Here is a 19,931-nt window from a genome sequence, read left to right on the forward strand (position 1 = left end):
GCAGAATGCTGGTGCAATAAAAAAGCCCTTCCCCACAACTTGATGTGCAATCCGCTAACCGGTCAGGCCGTGTCGCGGAAGGTTAGATTAACCCGCTAATTCCTCGCGAAACGCGAAGAAAGGTGAGCAATATATGCAGCAATTAACGACCAATTCCTACCTGTTTGGTGGGAACGCTCCGTACGTGGAAGACCTGTACGAAGCGTATCTGAACAACCCAGGCTCGGTACCCGATAACTGGCGCTCCTATTTCGACGCGATGCAGCACGTGCCTGCCGTCGATGGCAGCAACAAGCCTGACGTGGCGCATGCCTCCGTCGTCGCCTCGTTCGCCGAGCGCGCAAAAGCAGGTCCGATCCGCACAGTGACCGCTTCCTTCGATGCTGAAATGGGTCGTAAACGTGTTGCTGCTACGCAACTGATCGCCGCTTATCGCTACCTCGGTTCGCACTGGGCCAATCTGGATCCGCTGCAACGCCAGGAACGTCCGATGATCCCTGAGCTCGAGCCGAGCTTCTACGGTTTCACCGACGCGGACATGGATACCGTGTTCAACATCAGCAATACCTATTTTGGCCCCGAGACCGCCACCCTGCGCGATCTGCTGAACTATCTGCGCGACACCTACACGCGTTCGATCGGCGCCGAATTCATGTACATCTCCGATCCGGCCGAAAAGCGCTGGTTGCAAGAGAAGCTGGAATCGATCCGCTCCACCCCGAATTTCACCCCAGAGAAAAAAATCCACATCCTCGACCGCCTGACCGCGGCTGAAGGCCTGGAACGCTATCTGCACACCCGTTACGTGGGCCAGAAGCGCTTCTCCCTGGAAGGCGGCGAAACCTTCATCGCCTCGATGGATGAAACCATCCAGCGCGCCGGCGAAAAAGGCGTGCAGGAAATCGTCATCGGCATGGCCCACCGCGGCCGCCTGAACGTACTGGTGAACACCCTGGGCAAAGCGCCACAGGAACTGTTCGAAGAATTCGAAGGCAAGCATGGCGACGACCTGCCTGCCGGCGACGTGAAGTACCATCAAGGCTTCTCGTCGGACATCTCCACCGCAGGCGGCCCGGTCCACCTGTCGCTGGCGTTCAACCCGTCGCACCTGGAAATCGTCAACCCTGTGGTCGAAGGTTCCGTCAAGGCCCGCATGGATCGCCGCGGCGACGCGCAGGGCGCGCAAGTGCTGCCTATCCTGGTGCACGGCGATGCCGCTTTCGCCGGCCAGGGCGTGGTCATGGAAACGCTGAATCTGGCGCAAACCCGTGGCTACCACACGGGCGGCACGGTGCATATCGTGATCAACAACCAGATCGGTTTCACCACCTCGGACCCGCGCGATGCACGCTCGACCCTGTACTGCTCGGACGTCGTCAAGATGATCGAAGCACCGGTCCTGCACATCAATGCCGATGATCCGGAAGCCGTGGTGCTGGCGACGCAGATTGCGCTCGACTACCGCATGGAATTCAAGAAGGACATCGTCCTCGACATCATCTGCTACCGCAAGCTGGGCCACAACGAGCAAGATACCCCGGCACTGACGCAGCCACTGATGTACAAGAAGATCGGTCAGCATCCAGGCACCCGCAAGCTGTACGCGGACAAGCTGGCAGCGCAAGGCGTGATCCCTGCCGATGGCGGCGACAAGATGGTGGCCGCTTTCCGCGACGCCATGGACGCCGGCAAGCATACCGTCGATCCGGTCATCTCGAACTTCAAGAACAAGTACGCCGTCGACTGGCTGCCGTTCCTGAACAAGAAATGGACCGATTCGGCCGACACCGCCGTGCCGATGACGGAACTGAAACGCCTGGCCACCCGCATCACCACTGTGCCGGAAGACTTCAAGGTCCACTCGCTGGTTGAAAAAGTACTGGGCGACCGTGGCACCATGGGTCGTGGCGAAATGAATCTGGACTGGGGCATGGGCGAACACCTGGCCTACGCCTCGCTGGTATCGTCCGGCTACGCCATCCGCCTGACGGGCCAGGACGCCGGCCGCGGTACCTTTGTGCACCGCCACGCCGTGCTGCATGACCAGAACCGCGAGCGTTGGGATGCAGGTACCTACATTCCGCTGCAAAACGTATCGGACAACCAGGCGCCGTTCACCGTCATCGACTCGGTGCTGTCCGAAGAAGCCGTACTGGCCTTCGAATACGGCTACTCGACCGCTGAACCGAACACCCTGACGATCTGGGAAGCCCAGTTCGGCGACTTCGCCAACGGCGCGCAAGTGGTGATCGACCAATTCATCAGCTCCGGCGAAGTGAAGTGGGGCCGCGCTTCGGGCCTGGTCATGATGCTGCCGCACGGCTACGAAGGCCAGGGTCCTGAGCACTCGTCCGCGCGTCCTGAGCGTTTCCTGCAGCTGTGCGCAGACAACAACATGCAAGTGGCGCAGCCGACGACGGCTTCGCAAATCTTCCATTTGCTGCGCCGCCAGATGGTGCGCCAGTTCCGCAAGCCGCTGGTCATCCTGACGCCGAAGTCGCTGTTGCGCAACAAGGATGCCGGTTCGCCGCTGACCGACCTGGCCAAGGGCGGTTTCCAGACCGTCATCGGCGAAGTCGACGACAAAATCGACGCCAAGAAAGTCAAGCGCGTGGTCGCCTGCTCGGGCAAGGTGTATTACGACCTGGTCAACGCACGCAAGACCCGCGGCCAGACCGACACGGCCATCGTGCGCCTGGAACAGCTGTATCCGTTCCCGCACAAGTCGTTCGCTGCTGAACTGAAGAAGTTCCCGAACCTGGTCGAAGTCGTATGGGCGCAGGACGAGCCGCAAAACCAGGGCGCCTGGTTCCAGATCCAGCACAACATCTTCGAAGGCCTGGAATCGGGTCAGCGTCTGGCTTACGCCGGCCGTCCTGCTTCGGCGTCGCCTGCTGTCGGTTACTATGACAAGCACTACGCCCAGCAAAAAGATCTGCTGGAAACGGCATTCTCGAAGCTGAAGGGTTTTATCCTGACCAAGTAAGTGGCAGGAGCTCGCATACATCATGACGGAGCGCCGCCCTTGCTACGCAGGGGCGGTGCCGCAATAACAAAATAAACGGAGTTTTACATGGCACAAATCGAAGTCAAAGTTCCCCAGTTGTCGGAATCGGTTGCAGAAGCGACCTTGCTGGCATGGCACAAGAAAGTCGGCGAACCAGTCGCGCGCGACGAAAACATGATCGATATCGAAACCGATAAAGTGGTGCTGGAACTGCCGGCACCAGTCGCTGGCGTGATCGTGCAGATCATCAAGGCCGACGGCGCCATCGTCGTCGCCGGCGAAGTCATCGCCATCATCGATACCGACGGCTCGGCCAAGGTTAGCCCGATGGAAGTGTCGGCTATTCCTGCGCCAGCCCTGGCTGCCGCAGCCCAGGACGCATCGACCGCTTCGGCGCCAGCCGCTGCGACCAAAGGCGATGTCGCCATGCCTGCCGCTGCCAAGATCCTGTCCGAAAAAGGCCTGTCCGCTGGCGACGTCGCCGGTTCCGGCAAAGATGGCCGCGTGACCAAGGGCGACGCCCTGGCCGCTTCCGCCAAGCCAGCTGTCGCGCCACCGGCGCCAGCCGCTGCCAAGCCAGCGCTGCAGCAAGTTGCGACGCCGTTGGCCGCGCGCCTGGGCGACCGTCCGGAAGAGCGCGTGCCGATGAGCCGCCTGCGCGCGCGTATCGCCGAGCGTCTGCTGCAATCGCAATCGACGAACGCCATCCTGACCACGTTCAATGAAGTGAACATGCAGCCGGTCATCGACCTGCGCAACAAGTACAAGGACAAGTTCGAGAAAGAGCACGGCGTCAAGCTAGGCTTCATGTCCTTCTTCGTCAAGGCCGCCGTCGCCGCGCTGAAAAAATACCCGATCATCAATGCCTCCGTTGACGGCAATGACATCGTCTACCACGGCTACTTCGACATCGGCATCGCTGTCGGTTCGCCACGCGGCCTGGTGGTGCCTATCATCCGCAACGCGGACCAGCTGTCGATCGCCGACATCGAGAAAAAAATCGGTGAATTCGGCGCGAAAGCCAAGGAAGGCAAGCTGACCCTGGACGACCTGACGGGCGGTACGTTCTCGATCTCGAACGGCGGCACCTTCGGCTCCATGCTGTCGACCCCGATCATCAACCCGCCACAATCGGCCATCCTGGGCGTGCATGCGACCAAGGACCGCGCCGTTGTCGAAAACGGCCAGATCGTGGTGCGTCCGATGAACTACCTGGCCATGTCTTACGACCACCGCATCATCGACGGCCGCGAAGCCGTCCTGGGCCTGGTGGCGATGAAAGAAGCGCTGGAAGATCCTGCACGCCTGCTGCTGGACCTGTAAGCACTGTAGACCCCCGACGTCGCCGCCGGGGCAATGTAGTTGATAACCCTTGCCAGAAGACGCAGCTGGCTGATCTCAATGAAAGAGGATTCCTATGAACGTCTCTGAAGAAATCAAGCGTCTGCACGAGTTGCACCTGGCGGGCGCCCTGAGCGACGCGGAATTCGCGCAAGCGAAAGCCAAGCTCCTGAGCAATATCAACCTGGACAAACCGGACAGTCCATCGGACTCCGGTCCGGCGAACGACCTGGTGCAGGAATTCAACCGCCTGCGCCGCTCGCGCAACGACCGCTGGCTCGGTGGCGTCTGCGGTGGCCTGGGCCGCGCTTCCGGCATGGAAGCGTGGATCTGGCGCCTCGTCTTCGTCCTGTTTACATTGACCTTCGGCTTCGGCGTGGTGATTTACCTTTTATTGTGGATTTTCGTACCAGACGAAGAGATTGGAATAACAAAACATGAGTACTAAACAATTTGACGTAGTTGTCATCGGTGCGGGCCCTGGCGGCTACATCGCCGCCATCCGCGCAGCCCAGCTGGGCTTTTCCGTCGCCTGCGTCGACGAGTGGTCGAACGCCAAGGGCGGCGCCGCTCCTGGCGGTACCTGCACCAACGTCGGCTGCATCCCGTCGAAAGCGCTGCTGCAATCGTCCGAGCATTTCGAACACGCTGGCCACAGCTTCGCCGAGCACGGCATCGATGTCGCCGGCCTGAAGCTGAACCTGGGCCAGATGCTCAAGCGCAAAGACACGGTCGTCAAGCAAAACAACGACGGCATCCTGTACCTGTTCAAGAAGAACAAGATCGCCTTCTTCCACGGCCGCGCCGCTTTCGCTGCCGCCACCGCTGGCACGTATGAGATCAGCGTGACGGGCGAAGCCAACGAAACATTGAGCGCCAAGCACGTGGTCATCGCCACGGGCTCGAACGCACGCGAACTGCCGGGCGCACCATTCGACGAGAAACTGATCCTGTCGAACACGGGCGCACTGGCCATCGACGCCGTTCCAGCCAAGCTGGGCGTCATCGGTGCCGGTGTGATCGGTCTGGAAATGGGCAGCGTCTGGCGCCGCCTGGGTTCCGACGTCACCGTGCTGGAAGGCCTGCCGGTCTTCCTGGGCGCCGTCGACGAGCAGATCGCCAAGGAAGCGTCGAAGCTGTTCATCAAGCAAGGCTTGAAGATCAACCTCGGTTGCAAGATCGGCGCAATTACGCCAGGCAAGAAAGACGTCACCGTGGAATTCGTGGACGCCAAGGGCGAAGCGCAAAAAGCCGTGTTCGACAAACTGATCATTTCGATCGGCCGTACGCCGAACACGAATGGCCTGGGTTTTGACAAAGTCGGCCTGCAACTCGACGAACGCGGCTTCATCGCCGTCGACGGCGACTGCAAGACCAACTTGCCGAACGTGTGGGCAGTAGGCGACGTCGTGCGCGGCCCGATGCTGGCGCACAAGGCGGAGGAAGAAGGCGTTGCCGTGGCCGAGCGTATCGCCGGCCAGCACGGTCATACCAACTTCAACACGATTCCCTGGGTGATTTACACCTCGCCGGAAATCGCGTGGGTCGGCAAGACCGAGCAAACCCTGAAGGCCGAAGGCATCGCCTACAAGGCAGGCACCTTCCCGTTCATGGCCAACGGCCGTGCGCGCGCGCTGGGCGACACTTCGGGCATGGTGAAATTCCTGGCCGATGCGACCACCGATGAAATCCTCGGCGTGCACATCGTCGGCCCGATGGCCTCCGAACTGATTTCCGAAGCCGTCGTGGCGATGGAATTCAAGGCCTCGGCCGAAGACATCGCGCGCATCTGTCACGCGCATCCATCCTTGTCGGAAGCGACCAAGGAAGCGGCACTGGCGGTTGACAAGCGCACGTTGAACTTTTAATTGTAGTTACTCCTACAGGGGCGCTCGCGGATTTTTTCCGCCGGCGCCCCTGTGCGTTAAAGCGAATCCCATGAACGTAGAAGAGTTTTACCAGCACGCGTTGCAGAAGCGCGATTTCAAGGCCGATGCCGCCCAGCGGCGCGCGGTCGACCGCCTGCAACTGTGCTATGACGAGTGGGTGGCCTACAAGGGCCAGCGCTCGAGCACCTTCAAGCGCCTGCTGAACCGTCCTGCCGTGCCGAAAGGCGTGTACATGTGGGGCGGGGTGGGGCGCGGTAAATCGTTCCTGATGGACAGTTTTTACTCGGTCGTGCCCCTGGTGCGCAAGACGCGATTGCACTTTCATGAATTCATGCGCGGCGTGCACCAGCAGCTCGATGAATTGAAAGGCGTGGCCGACCCGTTGGATGAGGTGGCCAAGCGCATCGCCAAGAAATACCGTTTGATCTGCTTCGATGAATTCCACGTCTCCGACATCGCCGACGCGATGATCCTGTACAACCTGCTGTCGGCCCTGTTCGCCAATGGCGTGTCCTTCATCATGACCTCGAATTACGATCCGGACCTGCTGTATCCGGACGGCCTGCACCGCGACCGCATGCTGCCGACCATTGCGCTACTCAAGGACAAGCTCGACGTGATGAATGTCGATGCGGGCGTCGATTACCGCGGCCGCGCGCTGGAGCAGGTGGAAAGTTACTATACCCCGCTGGGCGCGTCCACCGACAAGGCCCTGCGCGACGCTTACACGCGCATCGCCGAGACGGCGGACGAAGACGCGCGCATCCGCATCGAGAGCCGCGAAATCCATTGCCTGCGCCGCGCCGGCGGCATTATCTGGTTCGATTTCGCCACCCTGTGCGGCGGCCCCCGTTCGCAAAATGATTACCTGGAAATCGCCAGCCGCTTCCATACGGTGGTATTGTCCGGCATACCGGCCATGTCGGCGGCGCAGTCGTCCGAAGCGCGCCGCTTCACCTGGCTGATCGACGTGTTTTATGATCAACAGGTCAAGCTGATCATGTCGGCCGAAGTGGCGCCCGAGCAGCTGTACACGAACGGCATGCTGGCCAACGAGTTTCACCGCACCGTTTCGCGTATCATCGAGATGCAATCGCGCGAATACATGGAAAAAGAACAGCGCGGCGCGGCCGACGCGATCGTTTGAGGCAGAAATAATGAATATGATGGCAAATACACTATACAAGCTGGGTGCGGCGCTGGGCCTGGTCCTGGCCTTGTCTGCCTGCGCGCACCAGGGTGCTGCGGCATTGGATGAGGTTGGTGCCCCGCAGTTGGCCGCGACCCTGTCGGTGGAAGAGGCGGACGCCAAGCTGAAGCAGTCCGCCAGCGAGCGCGAGGCGGCGGAAAATGAGTTTGCCGTGCGCGAACTGGAGTGCTACAACAAGTTCTTCGTGAATAACTGCCTGGACCAGGCCAAGGAAAAGCGTCGCCTGATCCTGGTGCGCCTGCGCGCCGTCGAAGCGGAAGCGAACTACTTCAAGCGCGCCGAGTCCGTGCGCCTGCGCGATATCGACCTGGCCAGGACGCAGGAAAGTGCGCGCCTCGACGCCGAGCAGCGGGCTGCGGCCATACCCAAGCCCGTGAAGGTCGTCGCGCCCGAGCCGGCGCCGCCCAAGCCGGAAGGCAAGAGCATTGCCGAGCGCGACGCCGAGCAAGCGGCGAAGGTGGCGAAGCAGGCTGCCGCCGACGCTGCCGCCGCGCCGCGCCGCGCCGCCCGCGAGGCAGACTATGCGCGCAAGCAGGCTGACGCCGTGGCGCGCCAGAAAAGAGTGGCGCAACGCCTGGCCGAGCGCCAGGCCGAAGCGCAGGCCAAGGCTGCGGCAGCGGGCGCGGCCAGCACGCCGGCCGTTGCTGTGCCTGTGCCGCCGGTCAATTAAGGCCGCCGTGCAAGGGGGGGCATGCGGGAAATGGCGTGCCGTAAGGCGCGCGGCAGGTTAAACTACGCACTTGCCGGTGATGCCGGCGTCGATGGCTGCCTGCGTACGCTGCGCGCGCCGGTTTAACAACACTGTTACCAACACTGCCTGGAACGCAACACATGAGCGATGCACAGCATATAGAGCGGCGCCTGATTGAACTTAACGTGGAACACCGTGACCTCGATGCCGTCATCGAGTTGCTGATACTTGATGGTCACCATGACGAGCTGCAACTGCGCCGCCTGAAAAAGCGCAAATTGCAATTGAAGGATCACATCACCTTGCTGAAAATGCAGTTGGTGCCCGATGTTCCCGCCTGAGGGGCGCCAGTAGCGTCCAGTCCCGCCTTCACCTAAGTATATTTTGACCGATCACAATTTATTGCCCGCAAGCCCAGATGGCCAGCCTGCCGATTTGCAATCCAGTCTGTCAACCGAACCGCAGGCCGCGCCTGGCAAGCACGATGCCGACATCGAGCGCCTGTTTGGCGCCGGCGGCCCGCTCGGTCCCGCCGTGGGCAGCTACAAGCCGCGCCGTTCGCAAACGGAAATGGCCAAGGCCATCGCGCATGCCATCGACAGCCAGACCACCCTGATCGCCGAGGCGGGCACGGGCACGGGTAAAACCTTCGCCTACCTCGTGCCGGCCCTGATGTGGGGCGGCAAGACCATTGTGTCCACCGGCACGAAGAACTTGCAGGATCAATTGTTCCTGCGCGATATCCCCACCGTGCGCGCGGCGTTGCAGGCGCCCGTCTCCGTCGCCTTGCTGAAGGGCCGCTCGAACTACGTCTGTCACTATCACCTGGAACGCACCCTGCAGAACGGGCGCATGACCTCGCGCGACGACGTGGGGCATTTGCGCGAAATTTCGCGCTTCATCAAGATGACCAGTTCGGGCGACAAGGCGGAGCTGGCCAAGGTGCCGGAAAACGCCATGATCTGGAACCTGGTGACATCCACACGCGACACCTGCATGGGCGCCGAGTGCCAGTATTACCAGGATTGTTTCGTCATGAAGGCCCGCAAGGAAGCCCAGCAAGCCGACGTGGTGGTGGTCAACCACCATTTGTTCTTTGCCGACGTGGCCCTGAAGGACACGGGGGTGGCCGAATTGCTGCCTTCGGCCAACACCATCATCTTCGATGAGGCACACCAGTTGCCCGATACGGCCACTTTGTTCTTTGGTAATACGGTGTCCACCTCGCAAATCCTGGAGCTGTGCCGCGACGTGCTGGCCGAAGGCCTGGCGCATGCGCGCGGCATCGACTGGGCAAAAACCGTCACGGTGGTGGAAAAGGCGGCGCGCGACCTGCGCCTGACGTTCTCGCAGGATATCGTGCGCCTGTCCCTGCCGCAAATCGCCCCGTCGAGTGATTTTTTTCCCGCGCTCGACACCCTCAAAGATGAGCTTGACGGCATGGTGGCGGTGCTGGAAACCCAGGCGGAACGGGCGGAAACCCTGGAGCAGTGCCGCGTGCGCGGCGTCGAGCTGGCGCAGCAGTTGAGCGGCTGGAAGTTCGATCCGAAGGCGAAAGTGGCGGCCGGTGAAGAAGCCGTGTTCTGGGTGGAAGCGTTTTCCAGCTCCTTGCAGTTGCATAAAACGCCATTGTCGATTGCACCGATTTTCAACAACCAGCGCGAAGGCACGCCGCGCAGCTGGATTTTCACGTCCGCCACCCTGGCCGTGAAGAATGACTTCAAGCATTTTTCTGAACAGATGGGCTTGACGGGCGAACCCTCGCACACCTGGCCGAGCCCGTTCGACTATGGCCAGCAAGGCTTGCTGTTCGTGCCGCAAAACCTGCCGCAACCGAATTCGCTCGGCTATACGGATGCCGTCATCGACTGCGCCTTGCCCATCATCGAGGCGGCGGGCGGGCGCACCTTCTTCCTGTGCACCACCTTGCGAGCCGTCAAGCGCGCGGCCGAGCGCCTGGCCGACGAATTCAAGCAGCGGGGCCTGAACTTTCCCCTGTTCGTACAAGGCGACAAGGGCCGCACGGAATTGCTCGATCAGTTCCGCGCCGCAGGAAATGGCGTGCTGATCGGTAGCCAGAGCTTCTGGGAAGGCGTCGACGTGCGCGGCGATGCGCTTTCTCTGGTGATCATCGACAAGCTGCCGTTCGCGCCGCCCGACGCCCCGGTGCTGGCGGCGCGCATCGAAGTGATGGAAAAGCAGGGCAAGAACGGCTTCATGCACCATTCTCTGCCGGAAGCCATCATCAACCTGAAGCAGGGCGCAGGCCGGCTGATTCGTGACGAGGGTGACCGCGGCGTGCTGATGATCTGCGATCCGCGCCTCATTTCCAAGCCGTACGGCAAGCGCATCTGGCAAAGTCTGCCGCCGTTCAAGCGCACGCGCGATGTCGCCGAAGTGGTGGAGTTTTTCCGCAACCTGCCCGCCAAGGGCGCTTAAGTCCTGTTTGCCGGCGCCACGCGTGCGCCGGCGTATTTCCCTTTGTTATCAAGCCACTAGCGTTTCTTGCCCAGCGCTTGCCTGCGCGCCTGGCATGCCAGAACTAAGCGTGATCGCGCCAGTTTCTGGCTTGTTCTGAGAGTTCCAGGACGCCAGACACATCTTTGCGCCAGCGCAAACAGGGCTGTTGCCGGGCGGTCTACAGTGAGCGCATGCCTTGCAGGATCAAGGCGCGGCGATGGCAGGGCCGCACGGGGAACAGGGGGATGCCATGGAGATCCGCTACGGCTGTTTCTTGAGCTATGCACACGGCCAATATGCGTTCATGAACAAGTTCAAGAATGATCTCATCGAGGCGCTGGCTTGCTATCTGGAGCCGCACCTCGACCGCGAGGAAGTGCTGTTCATCGACAGCGAGCAACTGGGTGGCGGCGACGATATCGACCTGCGCGTGGCGCGCGCCATGTGCCAGAGCGTCTGCATGATCGTGCTGTACACGCCCAAATATGAGGCGCACGGCTATACGCGGCGTGAATTTGCCGCCATGCAGCTCATCGAGCAGGAGCGGCGCGCCTGGTATGAACTGCCCAGCCACCTGATCATCCCCATCATCATGACGCGCCATCCGGACGGCTTGCCGCCGCAAATCACGGAGTCGGGCCTGTACGTCGATTTCTCCGGCTATACGCTGGCCAGCGGCGACCTGAAGTCGAATCCGCAATACCTGCCCGATATCGAACGCATCGTGCAGCGTATTGCCACGCATTACCACTTGCTCAAGCGGTCGACACCGCCCGGCCACGATTGCAGCCGTTTCGTGTTACCCGCTATCCCGCCGGAATGGCGCGCCATTCCGCCGCCCCACTTTCCACGTTAATCACGTAAAGGTCCCGTCATGGAATGCCAACGCCTCTCCCTGCCACCTTTGAGCGCCCCTGGCGAAGTCGTCACCTTCTATTCCTACAAGGGCGGTACCGGCCGCACCATGGCGCTGTCGAATATCGCCGTCCTGCTGGCGCGGCGCGAAAACGCCAGCGTGCCCGTGCTGATGCTGGACTGGGACATGGAGGCGCCGGGCCTGCACCATTATTTCGAGCAGCACGAAGAGCGACCGGGCGTGCTCGAGTTCTTCGAGGCCTGCCGCCAGCAGCTCGAGCGCATCAGCCTGCAAACGGCGGGCGCGCGCGCCGGCGGGCCGGGAGCGGGGCGCGAGGATGCGGCGCTGGCCCAGCGCGTGCTCGACGCCATCGACTGGCAGCAATACGTGGTGCGCGTCGACCAGGGCAGCCCGCTGTACCTGATGCGCGCGGGGCGTTTCGATGCCAGCTACAGCGAGCGCCTGGCGCAGATGCGCTGGGACCAGTTGTTCGACACTTGCCCGGCCCTGTTTCGCTGCTTCGCCGATACCCTGGCGCAGCATTTCCGCTATGTACTTGTCGATTCGCGCACGGGCCGCACAGACAGTGCCGGCATCTGCACCACCTTGCTGCCGAAAAAGCTGGTGGTGGTCTTCACGCCGAATCGGCAAAGCCTGGAAGGCGTCGATGCGCTTGTCACGCGGGCCATCGAGTACCGCCGCAGCCATGAAGACGAACAGCGTCCGCTGCTCGTGTATCCCTTGCCCTCGCGCATAGAAATGGGCGACGGCGCGCAGCGCGCCGAGTGGCGCCGCGGTGACGCGCACAAGGGCATTGCCGGCTTCCAGCCCCTGTTCGAGCGCCTGCTGCGCACCTCCTACGGTTTGCCGCAGATTGCCCTCGACAGCTATTTCGACGAAGTCCAGCTGCAGCAGACGAAAACCTTTGCCTATGGCGAGCAGCTGGCCGTGCGCATCGATCAGGGTGGCGACCGTTTTTCCCTCACGCGTACCTTCGAAGCCTTCCTGCACTGGCTGACGGGCGGCTATTTTCCCTGGCAATCGAGCCGTGAAATCGCCTTGCTGGGCGCCATCGGCGAAGCGCGCCAGGCCTTGCTGCTCGAAGCGGGCCGCGCCGTGGCCCTGCCGCTGGCGCGCGACCTGGCCCGCTTGGGCGAGCTGTACCACAAGGACGGGCGCAGCGCGCAGGCGCTCGATGCCTTCCGCCAGAGCGTCGAGATCCGCGTGCGCCTGCTGGGCGAGGAACATCCCGACAGCCTGGCGGGCAAGAGCGGCATGGCGCGCCTGCTGCGCCAGTTGGGCAAGCTCGATGAAGCCCGCTTCCTGGAAGAAGACGTGCTCGACGTGCGCGAGCGCGTGCTGGGCCGCGAGCATCCCGACACCCTGGCTGCTCGGGCCTGCCTGGCGCAAACCCTCTTGCTGCAAGGAGAGCTGGCGGCGGCGCTGCTGCTGCAGGACACCGTGCTGGCAACTTGCGCGCGCCAGCTGGGCGGCGAGCATCCGCTGACCCTGGAGGCGATGGACGGCCGCGCCGCCACCTTGCTGCGCATGGGCCGGCTGGCGCAGGCGCAGCAAGTGCTGGGCACGGTGGTAGCGGCGCGCGAGCGCCTGTTTGGCGCCGAGCATGGCGACACCTTGCGCAGCAAGCTGACCTTGGCGCAGGCGCTGGGGCACGAAGGCGACCTGGACGGCGCGCGGCGTCTGTTCGTTGCCGTGCTGAAAGCGCAGGAGCGGCGCCTGGGCAACGACCATGCCGCCACTCTGGCCACGCGCGACTTGCTGGCCGATATCGTGGCCGGGCAGGGGGACTGGGCCGGCGCGCGCCAGTTGCACGAAGACCAGGTGGCGGCGCGCGAGCGCACGCACGGGCTCGACCATCCTGAAACCCTGATGAGCCAGCGCAAGCTGGCCGAGGCGCTGCTGCGGCGTGGCGAGCTCGATGCGGCGCGCAGCGTGCAGGAACAGGTGCTGGAAGTGCATGCGCGCCTGCTGGGCGAAGACCACCTCGATACCTTGCACAGCAAGAAGCAATTGGCCGGCACCCTGCAGCAGCAGGGTGAGAGCGAGGCGGCGCGCCTGCTGGAAGACGCGGTGCTCAGCGGCAGCGACCGGCTGTTGAATGCCTCCGTCACGGGGCATGCAGACAGCGTGCTGGACGGCGCCCGGCATTTACAGGAAACCATCCTGGCTGGCCGCGCCAACGGGCACGAAGGGGCTGAACCGGACACCCTGGCCAGCATGATCTTGATGTTGCAAGGCATGATAGAGCGCGAACAGTATCCGCAGGCGGTCGAACTGGCCGAACAGTTGAAGTCTTGCCTGCTGCGTCCGGGGGTGCCAGGCAAGTTGCGCAGGCGCGGCATGGCGCAGCTGAAACGTCTGTATAAATTACAAGGTGATCTGAATGCTTTGCTGGCCTTGCAAGAGGATGAAGTGCAGGCGCTGGAAGGGGCGTTGTCGGAGGCGCGCATCGAGCAACGCTGACGCTGTGCGCCATGTCCGCGCGGCGGCACAAATAATGCAGTCTATCGGCGTGTGGCACGCGCAGTGTTGGCATTGCTTCAGGTAAAATCTCGTTATGAGAATTCTTATCAGTAACGACGACGGTTACCTGGCGCCAGGCTTGGCAGCCCTGGCCGACGCGCTCGCGCCCATTGCCGACATCGTCGTGGTGGCGCCCGACAGCAATCGTTCGGGCGCGTCCAATTCGCTGTCCCTGGACCGGCCCCTGTCCGTGCACAAGGCTGCCAACGGCTTTTATTTTGTCAATGGCACGCCCACTGACTGCGTGCATGTGGCGCTGACGGGCATGCTCATCGAACGCCCCGACCTGGTGGTCTCGGGTATCAACAACGGCCCCAACATGGGCGACGACACCCTGTATTCGGGCACCGTGGCCGCCGCCACGGAAGGCTATCTGTTCGGCATTCCCGCCATCGCCTTTTCCCAATCGCAGTTTGGCTGGGCCAACCTGGATGCGGCCGCCCGCGTGGCGAGGGAAATCGTCGAGCGCCAGTTTGACGCCCTGCAGAAACCGTATTTGCTGAATGTGAACATCCCCGCCATCCCTTACGCGCAATTGCAAGGCATGGTGGCCACGCGCCTGGGCAAGCGCCATTCGGCCGAGCCCGTGATCCGCGCTCTCGATCCCCGTGGTCGTGAAATCTTCTGGATCGGTCCGGCCGGTGCCGCCAAGGAAGGCGGTCCGGGCACGGACTTCCATGCCGTTGAACATGGACAAGTCTCGATCACGCCGCTGCAGATCGACCTGACGCATACCACCCAACTCGATGCACTGGCAAAAGGCCTGGCATGAGCGCTCACTATGACTGACAAGCCGCGCACCTTCCCCCTTACCCTCGATTCACTGGCCGGCAAGCCTGCCAGGCAAGGCGGGGGGCAGTCGCTGGCGCAGTCGCGCATCGCCACGCCGCAGACGGCGACGCAAAATGCGGCGCACACTGCGGCCAGGGGAGGCGCGCCCTACCACGGTGCCACGCTGCCCATCGCGCCATCGCGCGCGCAGGCCATCGCCAATGAGCGGGCGCAGCCGGCCGTGGTGTCGCCGCCACGCCAAAACCCGCTCGTCTCGGACGCCGTGCGCCGGGCCATGGTGGCGCGCATCGCGAAACAGGGCGTCAAGGACCAAATGGTGCTCGATGCCATGCAAGCCGTGCCGCGCCACATATTCATGGACGAGGCACTGGCGTCGCAGGCATATATCGATGCCTCCTTGCCCATCGGCCACCATCAGACCATTTCGCAGCCGTATATCGTGGCGCGCATGATCGAAGTGATGCGCCAGGGCGGCAACTTGCAGCGCGTGCTGGAGATCGGCACCGGCTGCGGTTACCAGGCGGCAGTGCTGTCGCTGGTGGCGAAAGAGGTGTATTCGATCGAGCGCATCCGGCCTTTGCACGAGCTGGCGAAGGCCAATTTGCGCCCGCTGCGCGTGTCAAATCTGCGCTTGCAGTACGGAGATGGTATGCTTGGCCTGCCGCAGGCGGCGCCCTTCGACGGGATCATCCTCGCCGCCGCCGGCCTGGAAGTCCCGCAAGCCTTGCTGGAACAGCTGGCGCCCGGCGGGCGTCTGGTTGCGCCGGTGGGGGCAAAATTGCAATACTTGCAACTCATTACCCGGGTGGGGAAAATGGAATGGACCAGCCAAACCCTGGAAGATTGCCATTTCGTGCCTTTGCGCCCGGGCACCATATGATCCCCGGATCAGCTAGCAAGCAGGACCTGAATATACATGCGAATGATTAAGAAAACGAATGATTAAGAAAAACAATGTACTCCTCTGTAGCCTTGCGCTGGCCGCCCTGTTGAGCGGTTGCGGCACGACGAGCGTCCAGGCGCCCGTGGTGGAACGCCATCCATCGAGCAGCAGCGCCGCCGCCAGCGATCCGCGCGACCGCGACCCGGCCTTCTATACGGTCAAGCGCGGCGACACCCTGCTGCGCATCGCCCTTGAACACGGCCAGAATTACCGCGACCTGGTGGCCTGGAATGACTTGAGCAACCCGAACGACATCAAGGTCGACCAGATATTGCGCGTGCTGCCGCCAAACGGCGACACGGGCGGCGCGCAGACGTCGGCCATCGTCATGCCGCCCGTCACGGAAATCAAACCGGCCGCGCCTGTCGTGCCGAAGAAAACGGGCCCGCGCGGCGAGAAGCGCGCGTATTCCGACGCCACCCTGGCCGAATTGCGCGCCGACGGCGGCGCTAGCGACACCAGGCCTGCGCCAGCAGCCGCTGTCGCCGCTGCACCGGCCGCTGCGGCAGCCCCTGCGGCATCGGCGCCTGGCGACGAGAAGATCAGCTGGATGTGGCCTTCCGAAGGCAAGGTCATCGGCACTTTCGACGAGGGCAAGAACAAGGGCGTCGATATCGCCGGCAAGGCGGGCCAGCAAGTGGTGGCGGCCGGCGCGGGAAAAGTCATGTATGCCGGGAGCGGAATCCGTGGTTATGGTAATCTTGTTATCGTGAAGCACAGTAATAGCCTGTTGTCGGCGTATGCGCATAACCGCAGCATCCTGGTGAAGGAAGGGCAGAATGTCAACAAAGGCCAGGCCATCGCCGAAATGGGCGATTCCGATGCCGACCGCGTGAAGCTGCACTTTGAAATCCGCCAGCAGGGCAAGCCTGTCGACCCTTCGAAATTCCTGCCTAACCGTTAGGTAAAGCAATGACACACGCGCCGCACGATCAGCTGGACGATGAGCCGGAACTGCCGGAAGACGGGGCAGACGAAGTCGTGACGGACCAGGTCGGTGAACTCGACGGTGTTGACGCCGTCGATGCAGGCGGGGGCGGCGAGGTGGCCAGCGTCAGCGTGCTGGTCGACAGTGTCGATGAACTGAAAAAAGTGCTGGCGGCCGAGCTGTCGACCGATACCACGCAGCACTATCTGAACCAGATCGGCACGCGGCCATTGCTGACGGCGGCGCAAGAGGTGCATTACGCGACCCTGGCCAAGCAGGGTAATTTCGACGCCCGGCAAACCATGATCGAGCACAACCTGCGCCTGGTCGTGTCGATCGCCAAGCATTACATCAACCGCGGCGTGGTCTTGCTCGACATGATAGAGGAGGGCAACATCGGCCTGATGCGGGCCATCGACAAGTTCGAACCCGAGCGCGGTTTCCGTTTTTCCACGTATGCCACCTGGTGGATACGCCAGAGCATCGAGCGCGCCATCATGAACCAGGCGCGCACGGTGCGCCTGCCCGTGCACATGGTGCGCGAACTGAACCAGATTCTGCGCGGCAAATACCACCTGGAAGCCCAGCATCACGACGGCAAGGATGCCACCGCGGAAGACATCGCCCACCTGGTGGGCCGTCCCGTGGAAGAGGTGCAGGATATCCTTGCCCTGTCCGAGCACGCCACCTCGCTCGACGCGCCGCTCGACAACGATCCGCAGTCGTCGCTGATGGACATGCTGCCCGGCGCCAGCGAAGATAGCCCCGACGCGCGCGCGGAACACCATGAAATGACGGTGCTGGTGCGCGACTGGCTGACCAAGCTGCCCGACAAGCAGCGCGTGGTCATCATGCGCCGTTTCGGCCTCGACAACGACGATCCTGCCACCCTGGAAACCCTGGCCGAGGAAATGGGCGTGACGCGCGAGCGCGTGCGCCAGATCCAGCAGGAAGCGCTGATTAAGTTGAAGCGCGCCATGGCGGCGCGCGGCGTCGTGCGCGACTCTTTACTGTAAGCCACCCGGTCCCGCTACTTCAGGGACGGCATCTGCTATCATACGCCCCGCTCGCGGCGCCTGACCTTCCCCCCATTCTTTCAAGTTCCAGCGCGGCCCTGCGTCCCGGCCCACTCTTACCTATTGATCGCTATGCAAGAAAATATCATCGAAATCAAATCGCTCGACATGGACGCCCGTGGCGTTGGCCATATTGAGAACGAAGACGGCTCGCCGGGCAAGGTCGTGTTTGTCGAAGGCGCGCTGCCGGGCGAGCGCGTCAGCTTTGTGACGTTCAAGAAAAAGAAGAACTGGGAAATGGCCCGCATGACGGCGCTGCACCGCGAATCGGCTATGCGCGTGACACCCAAGTGCAAGCATTTCGATCACTGCGGCGGCTGCTCGATGCAGCATCTGGAGCCGTCGGCGCAGGTGGCGATCAAGCAGCGCGTGCTGGAAGACAATTTGTGGCATATCGGCAAGGTGCGTCCGCAAAGCATCATGCGCCCCATGTATGGTCCGACCTGGGGTTATCGCTACCGCGCGCGCCTGTCCGTGCGCCACGTCAAGAAGAAAGATGCCGTGCTGGTGGGTTTCCATGAAAAGAAATCGGCCTTCGTTGCCGACATGGATAGCTGCGAAATCTTGCCGCCGCACATCTCGGCCATGCTGCTGCCGCTGCGTGGATTGATTGCTTCGCTGTCCATCTTCGAGCAGATGCCGCAGATCGAGCTGGCCGTGGGCGAAGACGTCACCGCCATGGTCTTGCGCATCATGGCGCCGTTGACGGCGGACGATGAAATGAAATTGAAAGCCTTTGCCGACGAGTACGGCGTGCAATGGTGGTTGCAAGTCAAAGGCCCGGAAACGGCCGTGCCTTTCTATCCGCTGGACAAGCAATTGCACTATCTGCTGCCGGAATTCGGCGTCAAGATGCCGTTCAAGCCTGTCGATTTTACGCAGGTGAACCACCACATCAACCGTGTGCTGGTGTCGAAAGCCCTGCGCTTGCTGGAAGTGCAGCCGAGCGACCGCGTGGCCGACCTGTTCTGCGGCCTGGGCAATTTCACCTTGCCGCTGGCCACGCAGGCCAGCGCAGTGGTGGGCATCGAAGGCAGCACCACCCTGACGGAACGGGCGCTGGAAAATGCGCTGGCCAATGGCCTGGCGGAAAAAACCTCGTTCTCGACGCGCAACCTGTTCGAAGTGACGACGGACGACCTGATCGCCTTGGGCAAGTTCGATCGCATCCTGGTCGATCCGCCGCGCGATGGCGCCATGGCCTTGTGCCAGGCGCTGGTCGGCCTGTCGCAAGTACGTCCCGACCTGCTGCCGAAACGCATCGTCTACGTGTCGTGCAGCCCGTCGACCCTGGCGCGCGACGCCGGCATCCTGGCGCTGGAAGCGGGCTACGTGCTGAGCAAGGCGGGCGTGGTCAACATGTTCCCACACACTTCCCACGTGGAATCCATGGCAGTGTTTGATTTGGCGCAATAAGCATTGAAAACACGGCGGGTGGCCAGGCAGGCACCCGCCGTTGCCGCATTCAGCAGCCCAGCAAGCTACCGCAATACCACTTACAGCGTGTTATAAAATTGGTCTGATTTTTCTCCATCGATCTCTCCTGTTTTCCCGCCCTCTGCCGTTTTTTCATTGTCCAGTAGGACAACACGCCGTCTGCATGGGCCGCTGCGCTTTTTGCGTGAAGTGGTCTTACCCACTTTGAGGCCACTTTAAAACCACTTGACCGCCTATTTTTTCAGCAGCATGCTGTTCTTGCAACTGCAAAAAACAAGATCACAGGGTAGCTTTTCATTGAAGCAGAGCGGTATTTCCGCAAACCTGAACAGGAGACAGCGTGGAAAATTTAATACTCAAAAAAACCATCAGGAACATGATGGTATGTCTGGCCAGTGGTGGCGTGCTGGCGGCCTGCGGTGGTGGTGGCGACGCCAGCGCACCGGGTGGCTCACAATTGCTGGCGGCCAGCACGGTAGTCGCCTGCGTGCCATGGCAAGAGGGAGGCACCTACAATGCCGGCACGGTGGTCACTTACCTGGGCGCCAACTACACGGCCCTGGTGACGCAGACCGATCACGTGGGCGCGGGTTGGAACCCCGTCTCCACGCCTAGCCTGTGGAGCGCCGGCGGCACTTGCGATGGCGGCACCACGCCGACCCCAACGCCGACACCCACACCGACCCCGACACCGACCCCTACCCCGACACCGGTGCCAACGCCGAACCCGACGCCCCCTCCGACCCCGCCCCCCCAA

General features: G+C 62.3%; 16 protein-coding genes. All 16 read left to right on the forward strand.

What is annotated here, in order from left to right:
* The first annotated feature begins 133 nt into the window (after positions 1-133).
* Positions 134-2,986 (forward strand): 2-oxoglutarate dehydrogenase E1 component, encoded by a 2,853-nt coding sequence (locus CSZ94_RS11215; RefSeq protein ID WP_102121576.1) that lies wholly within the window; start codon positions 134-136, stop codon positions 2,984-2,986.
* An 87-nt stretch (positions 2,987-3,073) separates the two neighbouring features.
* Positions 3,074-4,330 (forward strand): 2-oxoglutarate dehydrogenase complex dihydrolipoyllysine-residue succinyltransferase, encoded by a 1,257-nt coding sequence (gene odhB / locus CSZ94_RS11220; protein ID WP_102121577.1) that lies wholly within the window; start codon positions 3,074-3,076, stop codon positions 4,328-4,330.
* A gap of 94 nt (positions 4,331-4,424) precedes the next feature.
* Positions 4,425-4,796 (forward strand): PspC domain-containing protein, encoded by a 372-nt coding sequence (locus CSZ94_RS11225; protein ID WP_102121578.1) that lies wholly within the window; start codon positions 4,425-4,427, stop codon positions 4,794-4,796.
* Positions 4,786-6,216 (forward strand): dihydrolipoyl dehydrogenase, encoded by a 1,431-nt coding sequence (gene lpdA, locus CSZ94_RS11230; RefSeq protein WP_102121579.1) that lies wholly within the window; start codon positions 4,786-4,788, stop codon positions 6,214-6,216. Before CSZ94_RS11225 ends, lpdA begins: the two co-directional genes overlap by 11 nt.
* Before the next feature lie 70 nt (positions 6,217-6,286).
* A complete protein-coding gene (gene zapE / locus CSZ94_RS11235) occupies positions 6,287-7,384 on the forward strand; it encodes a cell division protein ZapE (RefSeq protein WP_102121580.1) in 1,098 nt (365 codons plus the stop codon).
* Between the two features lie 16 nt (positions 7,385-7,400).
* Entirely contained in the window at positions 7,401-8,117 is a 717-nt protein-coding gene (locus CSZ94_RS11240; RefSeq protein WP_102121593.1) for a hypothetical protein, read from the forward strand.
* 161 nt (positions 8,118-8,278) lie between these two features.
* Entirely contained in the window at positions 8,279-8,479 is a 201-nt protein-coding gene (locus CSZ94_RS11245) for a YdcH family protein (protein ID WP_010399897.1), read from the forward strand.
* Positions 8,480-8,522: 43 nt separating this feature from the next.
* Complete coding sequence (locus CSZ94_RS11250; protein WP_374703574.1) at positions 8,523-10,577, forward strand: ATP-dependent DNA helicase; 2,055 nt, start codon at positions 8,523-8,525, stop codon at positions 10,575-10,577.
* Between the two features lie 271 nt (positions 10,578-10,848).
* The gene (locus tag CSZ94_RS11255; protein WP_102121582.1) at positions 10,849-11,454 is read left to right on the forward strand and encodes a toll/interleukin-1 receptor domain-containing protein; all 606 of its coding nucleotides are present in this window, start codon (positions 10,849-10,851) and stop codon (positions 11,452-11,454) included.
* A gap of 18 nt (positions 11,455-11,472) precedes the next feature.
* Positions 11,473-13,938, forward strand: a complete 2,466-nt coding sequence (locus tag CSZ94_RS11260) for a tetratricopeptide repeat protein (RefSeq protein WP_180977435.1) — start codon at positions 11,473-11,475, stop codon at positions 13,936-13,938.
* Positions 13,939-14,032: 94 nt separating this feature from the next.
* Complete coding sequence (surE, locus tag CSZ94_RS11265; protein WP_102121583.1) at positions 14,033-14,770, forward strand: 5'/3'-nucleotidase SurE; 738 nt, start codon at positions 14,033-14,035, stop codon at positions 14,768-14,770.
* A gap of 9 nt (positions 14,771-14,779) precedes the next feature.
* Complete coding sequence (locus CSZ94_RS11270; RefSeq protein ID WP_102121584.1) at positions 14,780-15,670, forward strand: protein-L-isoaspartate(D-aspartate) O-methyltransferase; 891 nt, start codon at positions 14,780-14,782, stop codon at positions 15,668-15,670.
* Between the two features lie 58 nt (positions 15,671-15,728).
* Positions 15,729-16,637, forward strand: a complete 909-nt coding sequence (locus CSZ94_RS11275) for a peptidoglycan DD-metalloendopeptidase family protein (RefSeq protein WP_102121585.1) — start codon at positions 15,729-15,731, stop codon at positions 16,635-16,637.
* Positions 16,638-16,645: 8 nt separating this feature from the next.
* A complete protein-coding gene (gene rpoS, locus CSZ94_RS11280; protein ID WP_102121586.1) occupies positions 16,646-17,677 on the forward strand; it encodes an RNA polymerase sigma factor RpoS in 1,032 nt (343 codons plus the stop codon).
* A 132-nt stretch (positions 17,678-17,809) separates the two neighbouring features.
* Complete coding sequence (gene rlmD, locus CSZ94_RS11285; protein WP_102121587.1) at positions 17,810-19,153, forward strand: 23S rRNA (uracil(1939)-C(5))-methyltransferase RlmD; 1,344 nt, start codon at positions 17,810-17,812, stop codon at positions 19,151-19,153.
* A 361-nt stretch (positions 19,154-19,514) separates the two neighbouring features.
* A partial coding sequence (locus CSZ94_RS27590; RefSeq protein WP_374703575.1) for a carbohydrate-binding protein occupies positions 19,515-19,931 on the forward strand: 417 nt, incomplete at its 3' end.

Origin of the sequence: Janthinobacterium sp. ROICE36, from assembly GCF_002869965.1 — a bacterium.
Lineage (GTDB): Bacteria > Pseudomonadota > Gammaproteobacteria > Burkholderiales > Burkholderiaceae_D > Janthinobacterium.